General features: G+C 52.2%; 3 protein-coding genes. 2 read left to right on the top strand and 1 reads right to left on the bottom strand.

Annotated features, from left to right (window positions below):
• Nucleotides 1–306: 306 nt before the first annotated feature.
• Complete coding sequence (locus AC14M5_RS22070) at nt 307–3105, bottom strand: tetratricopeptide repeat protein (protein ID WP_484031880.1); 2799 nt, start codon at nt 3103–3105, stop codon at nt 307–309.
• A gap of 210 nt (nt 3106–3315) precedes the next feature.
• Here AC14M5_RS22070 and AC14M5_RS22075 point away from each other — a divergent pair, with 210 nt between their 5' ends.
• Both AC14M5_RS22075 and AC14M5_RS22080 read left to right on the top strand, forming a co-directional pair.
• Nucleotides 3316–5280: an Ig-like domain-containing protein gene (locus AC14M5_RS22075; RefSeq protein ID WP_484031881.1), complete on the top strand. Its 1965-nt coding sequence runs from the start codon at nt 3316–3318 to the stop codon at nt 5278–5280.
• Between the two features lie 15 nt (nt 5281–5295).
• Nucleotides 5296–6516, top strand: a complete 1221-nt coding sequence (locus tag AC14M5_RS22080) for an SdrD B-like domain-containing protein (protein WP_484031882.1) — start codon at nt 5296–5298, stop codon at nt 6514–6516.
• Nucleotides 6517–6725: the final 209 nt, after the last annotated feature.

A 6725-nucleotide genomic window follows, 5' to 3' on the forward strand; every position in this document is an offset into this window, starting at 1 on the left:
GTGTGTAGACTATTGTCACGCCAGACTCAAAACCGCCTCTCCAATACTCGAAAAGACACGCAGGGGAATATCGTCTGAATTCTCTAAAAAACTTAGTCTCCGCAAACGTGGTTGACAGTAGAGCAGTCTTGCTAGGATGTTTTCATCCAGGCTTGATTGCACTTGCCTTCTTTTGACCTGGAACATCCCCACGCAAACGGATATACCACATTGCCATCAACGCGGCAATGGATACCTTTTCCCCGGTGGGCAGATCAGTTTCTTCCTCACTAAAGACGTATGGATGGTTTCGGATAAATCATCGTCCTATTCCTCTGATTCATTTGTTCCCATGACGATGGGGATTAATTCTGAAATTCCCTTCCCAGCATCAAGCATGTGGCCAACATGACGCGCAATATTACTGTAAAGAAACAGCCCTTTGTGACCGGCTTCTTTTTCGATCATAGACAAGCGTTCAGAAGCCTCTTGCGCTCCATTCGATGCCATCAGCAAAGCATCCACCAGTTGACTTTCCATGGCAACCATACCGCTCTCCAGAATCCCCTCTGTGTTATTGAATACGATACTGGCTTGAGTTGCTTCACTGTTGCCCAGCCAGGCAAGTGTCAAGTGATTGCGTAGATAGGTAACCAGCTGAGGGTCGGACGTTGCGCCCGGGAGGGAAAGTGCCTCTTGCAAATATCCCCGGGCTTCGGAAAAATCTCCCTGTGCAAGCAACGCCATTGACAAGGTATCGAGATAGGAAGCGCGCCAGCGCATTTCACCGGTCTCCTCCGTTTGTTTGAGGAGCCGCTCCATGATTTGAAGCGCCTCTTTCGCCCGACCCTGGGCAAGCAGCACTTGCGCGCGTTGATTGTCCGTTGTGGCCTCGCCTTGCACATCACCGATGAGGCGCTTCAGTTGCTTCGCACGATCCAGCATTTCCAGGGCTTCAGCTGGCCGGGCTTGCAAATGGTAAATTGCCCCAAGGGCATTCAGGATCTTGCCCAGGGTGAAGACATCGCCAATGCCCTGCACTACATCCAAAATTCCCTCATAGGTTTGGCGTGCCTCATCTAGTTCGCCTTGATCAAAGTGCAAGCCGCCGATGTTTCCTTTGATGCGAAAGGCAGTACGCAGGTTACCTGCCAGCAAGGCCGCATCCTCGGCCTTACGCCAATATGAAAGCGCGGCTGGCACATCATGGCGAATATGCGAGATGATGCCTAGCGTGTTATAGGTCATGGTGTGCACACCGGCGACCAGGCGAACCTCGTGATGTGCGAGCGGCTCTGCCAGATCCAAAGCTTGACTTGCAAGAAGTGAGGCTTCATCGAAGCGGCTTTGGGTTAAGCGAACGGTGCAGCGCACGGCCAGAGTTTCAGCGATCAAGCCGGGGTTAGAGTCGGAGGCGATGATTCTTTCCACATCGTCGCAAAGTTCGTCAGCTTCGGGTATCTTCCCTCGCTGCAGCAAGAATCGCGCCAACTTTAGCATCACGGATGCGCGCAAATCCGGTGCAAGGTTTCCCTGAATGGCAATCGCCAGCGCCTGGCGAAAATCCGCTTCCGACTCACTGGCACGGCGGCCGCTCATCAGCAATTGCCCGCGCAGGGCTAAAAGTTGAACTTCGTTTGGCTGTGAAAGTGTGGATGTATTTCGAGTTCGACTTAATAGTGAAGCGATCAAATCGGCTGCGGCTTCACCCTGCCCGGTGGCGTCCAAATGAAGGATGTTCTCTTGAAGATGGGTAAGCATCTCAGAAATTTCAGCGGCCTGGCCGAAGTGATACAAGGGTTCAAGCAAATTGCGGGTTGTGGCTTGCAAATGCACTGCCGCGATGCGATGCATTTTCTGAAAGAGGCCAGCGCGAGCATGAAGTGCTATATCGAGATGGTCCTGAAGGAGGGGATGCAGGCGGGCCTCGGAAGAGTTTTCAATGAAATGGCGTCGTTGGAGAGTCGTTATCACGTCGTTCAAATCCTGCACCAGACCTTCCTCACGCAATCGTTCAGCCAGGTCTGCATCGAATAAGTTGACGGGTTGTCGAAAGATCGAGATCAACGAGAGTAAATTGACCGCAGAGTCGGGCAATCCCTCGAGCGCATTTCCCATCAAGAATGCGGCAATCTCCCTTTGGGTTGCAAGTTGTTTCGGGAATTTATCGATCTGGGCTGGATCTTGAAGAATATGTGCGCTTGCCAGCCTCAACAACATGGGGTTTCCCTGAGTCAGGACGTGGAGTTTACTTAGTGTTTCATCGGGAAGTGATAAGCCAATAGATTGCAACAACGAACGGGATTCACCCTCACTCATCCCTCCCAAGGGTAAGGATTCGACATTTCTGATTTCTATTTTTTCGCGCGAAACCAGCAGGAATTGACAGGTGCTTTTGTCGATCAAGTCTTCAAAGGGAGGAAGTGATCGCATGTGATGAAATTCATCCACACAGATGAACGGATTGATGACGCGCAGATGTTCGGCGAGAGATGGCAGGCCCTCATTGAGTGGAAACCCGCCGGGTTGTGTAAAAATGGCAGCATCCATACGCCCTTCTGATACGAGAAAAAGCGCAAGCTGCCGGATGAAGGAATCAAAAGGGGATGGATCGTTACGGTTTACTGTGTGCCAAAAAACGGGACGCGATTCGTAAATGGTTCTAATAAACGAGGCGGCAATCGCGCTCTTCCCAACGCCCGGGAATCCGTAAAGCAAAACGGCCTTTTGATGAAGGAACAAAATTTTCAAAGATTCCGAAACAGACGGACGAACAACATCCATTCCCACAATGACCGGGACTGCCTCCAATACTCCCATCTCATCCGACAGGATTTCATCTGCTTCATCCTTTGGGTGAGCTTGGCGCGCCAACTCCAACAGATGCTCCCTAATTTCTGGTTGGTCCTCCAGCCCAAGCGCGGGAATGAAGCGTGCCTGTACCATCGCAAGGTCGGGCAGGCGATGGTTGTGTTCAAGCCGGGAAATTTGCGCCTCCCCATACCCCACTGCAAGCCCGAGATCGCGTTGACCCAACCCAGCACGGAGGCGAAGATATTTGAGAAACGATCCAAAATCATCGAAGTCCCTCATAAATCGGTCAGATTTTATCCGATTTGAATCCATGAAGGAATTATACAACAGGGGAATTTGGAAAATAATGTCATGTATTTTTGCACCGTATTTGCTATGCTGTGGACAATGCAGACGCGGCGTGTGATTCGGAAATTGGTTCGTAAAAAAGGTGGGCGCGGCTGGGAGGCTGCATGGATCGAAGTACCCATTGAATTGCAGGTTACGTCTAGTGTAAGTGCTGAGTCTTACAAGGAGAGTACGATGAAAAAAGGATCTTCGCGTTGGGGATGCATATTGGGCGCTTTGCTTCTCCTCCTGCTCTTTGCCGGGGGCGGGTGGTGGCTATACCAGTCGCAATCTACGGCTTTCGACGGAGCGTCACCGTCAACTGTATTGGTGACGATCACCTCCCCATCCAGCGGGGATGAGATGGATATGGGAGAATTTGTGCTGGTGGCAGTACAGGCGGTCGCGCCGGAAGCCATCCAAAGTATGGAGTTATTTCTGGATGGGCAATCACTTGGGAAGTTGACAGATCCTTCCAACGCTTCATGGACCTGGCAAGCCTGGCCCCTGGGAGTTCACTCTTTCTACGCCCAAGGTACCGACGCCAACGGGCAGGTGGGATACTCGCAGGTAGTGGTTGTGAATGTTTTAGCCGGGGATGGGATCCTTCAAACCGTTGCCCAGGAGGGACAAACTCTGGAACAGATCGGCGCTGGCTATGGGGTGCCGCCGGACCAGATGGCGGGCGCGAATCCTAAAACTAATCCGTCCCAACCTTTGCAGGGAGGACAACCAGTGAAGATACCAATTGGGAATGGAGGAGCAGGCAACGGATCCGGGCAGGGAAGCGGACAGGGACAAAATCCCGCAGGCGGATCCAATTTTATTCCCTATTCAATCACTTGGACATTCAGACTGATCGAGCCAGCGGATGAATCCTATTGTTATACCTCCATCGGCGACGGCACTTGGGAAAAGATGCCAAAACCACCCTTCAACTTTCTCGATGACTTCAACCCTTATACCCAATTCGACCTGACATTCCCCAGCCAAAAGAGCGTGATGCAGGCGCAATGCTGGGGCTGGCTGGCGGGTGTACTGAAATTCCTGGGGCAGGGCGAGACACAATTGGATTTGCTCCATCCGCCAAGCGAATTGATAATTGACGGCGGAGGATTTGTGTTGACAGGCATCCCGCAAATTCCGCCCATCGAAGAACAAAAGTTATTGGGAGGCGGCGGGAGTGTGCCCCCGCCCTATGCGCTTCGGGAACCATCAAGCGTGCAAGATTGCGCCTCTCATGGGGATCCCATTGCGGTTCCGCTGCTATGCAATGGAATTATGAACGCAAAAGTAAAGGAAAACATCGTTCTGGTTTGGGAATGGAAACCCGAAGTCTGCCTGCCCGGATTCTGTAAATATGGAAAATATGAGATCGCCGGGTACGGCATTTATGAAATCGATCCGTACACACAATCTCACGTTTTGATAGCGAATATCAAACCCTCTTTGATGAAAGTAGCCTTCCCTCCCCTCCCCTGGGGCAAGTGTTTTGGCGTGGAGGCTTATGTGGATTATCCGGGGTCGCAGGTATCTGAAATGGTCACCTACTGTCCGGGAGATCCACCCAAGGCGCAGAAAATCACATTGACCCCAACAAACTGGCTGACGACCGGTGATCTCAGTGACTCTTGGTATGACGAACTTGGTAATCCAGCGGGAGCAGTTGTCGTCAGCGCCTCAAATTTCGGATCCGAAACCAGATCTTCCGCTGCTGTGAAATTCGCCCAGCCAGCTCTACCACCCGGCGCTGTCATCCAGAAAGCCACCTTGAAGTTTTCAATACTCTGGACAGACTATTTCGCTCACGGTGTGGCGGCCAACTATAAACCCTTATGTGTGGCAAGTGTGGGCAAAGCCAAACAGGATTGGACCGGCTTGGATGGCGGAGAAAACCATTATTTGGCTGGCAAGAATACCCTGTCATCCTCTGCATATAATGAACCACTTACGTCACTGCCAGAGTATGCTGCGTTATCACTTCTAGAAGTGGATGTTACTCCAGTGTTGAAAGACTGGATCAACAAAAATAATCCATTATTAAACTACGGCTTCATTTTTGCCCCTCGCCCTTCACCGGAAACCATAGGAGAGGGTGGGAGTTTCTGTGAGTCTGGGCTGGGAAACTTTCAATTGGAGATCTACTACTTTGCCCCCTAGGGCAAGGAGGAAAACATGAACATGAAAAAACTTCTCCTCGGTGTGGCCATTCTTGTGATGGCGCTTGGCGGCTGTTCTCCCGCTTCGGGCGGCGCAGATTCCTTCGGTTCCAACGCGCCACGCGCCTGGTTCGATTCGCCCAAACCTGGAACGGTATTTTATCCTCCCAATCCATGTTCGATGGTGGCTCATGGCGCCTCGCCCAGCGGGATCGCTGTCTTTGAACTCATCATAAACGGGACGGCGGTATCCGTACCAAGCCCCGATACGGAAGCGTCTCTTGTCACGTTGACTCGCGACTGTGCGATCACCGAGCCAGGCGCGTATGCGCTTCAATTGCGCGCACAGGATAACTCTGGCGCGTGGAGCGGATACGTCGAGACTTATTTCATCATCCCCGGCGCGCAGGGTGGAACGATTGGTGGCGCGGTGTTTGGCGACTTGAACAACAACAGCATTCAGGAGGCGAATGAAGTCGGCCTGGAGGGCGTGGATGTTGTACTGAAAGGCTGCGGTCCCGAGTTGACTCAAACCACGAAAGTTGGCGGTACATTTCAATTTACAAAAGTACCCGCCGGGTCCTGCACTTTGGAGGTATTCAAAGCAGCCTGGGGATTTACCGGCTCCTTCCCCAGTGTAGGCTACCCGATCCCGGTTGCATCGGATCCGAACCTGCCAACGAACCTTGGCGTTCTAATGGGTCCTGTGTCGGATAATATTCCTCCCGAGCCGACATTCACAGCTTTAGCTGCTCCAGTGAACGAGGTTTCGGTTACACAGGTTTCCACCTGGGTAGTATATGTTGGCGACTCCTCTTGCGGACCGATGGAAACGGTCATCACCGCCCATGCCACCGCCTCGAAAGGGATCGCGGCTGTGATTCTATTCTTCCGTTTCCCCGGTACAGAGTTCCAAAGCGTTTCGATGAATCCGATTGGGAACGATCTCTATCGCGGGACGATCAACATGGCATCCATCTTCGGGGATTCAATTCCCTTTGATCAGGCGATATTGGAGTATCAGGTAGTCGTCCAGCAGACCGATGGTGATGTATCCCTGCGCACGCCGTTGCTTGCCGATATCGAGGCGCGAGCTTGCGGAGGTTCCTCGGGTGATTCCGGTGGCACGGATGCTTGTTCTGCTTTTACAGATCAGCGCACTTGTATCGCGAACAATTGCAACTGGTGGGAAATACCGGGCATCGTGCCGATCTATGAATGCAAGAGCAAGCCGTAACTGGGATTTGTCCGAGGTCCTGCACGAAACTGCACGAAAACCCACTCTGGCTGGCGTGCCCAATCCGGTCACTTCGCCTGTGGTGAAATCCGCTGAAATTTCATTACAAAGGAGTACGAATGAAAAACAAACCCTATCTCTCCCTCTTGGTTGTTTTCTTATCCATCCTGGCCTGCGGATTTCCCTCCGCCGCACCCGCAGAGCCCACT

Source organism: Candidatus Villigracilis sp. (assembly GCF_057083605.1).

Coding starts and splice junctions, on each gene's coding strand:
- AC14M5_RS22070 (WP_484031880.1), bottom strand. CDS start 3,105: ATGGATTCAAATCGGATAAAATCTGACCGATTTATGAGGGACTTCGAT.
- AC14M5_RS22075 (WP_484031881.1), top strand. CDS start 3,316: ATGAAAAAAGGATCTTCGCGTTGGGGATGCATATTGGGCGCTTTGCTT.
- AC14M5_RS22080 (WP_484031882.1), top strand. CDS start 5,296: ATGAACATGAAAAAACTTCTCCTCGGTGTGGCCATTCTTGTGATGGCG.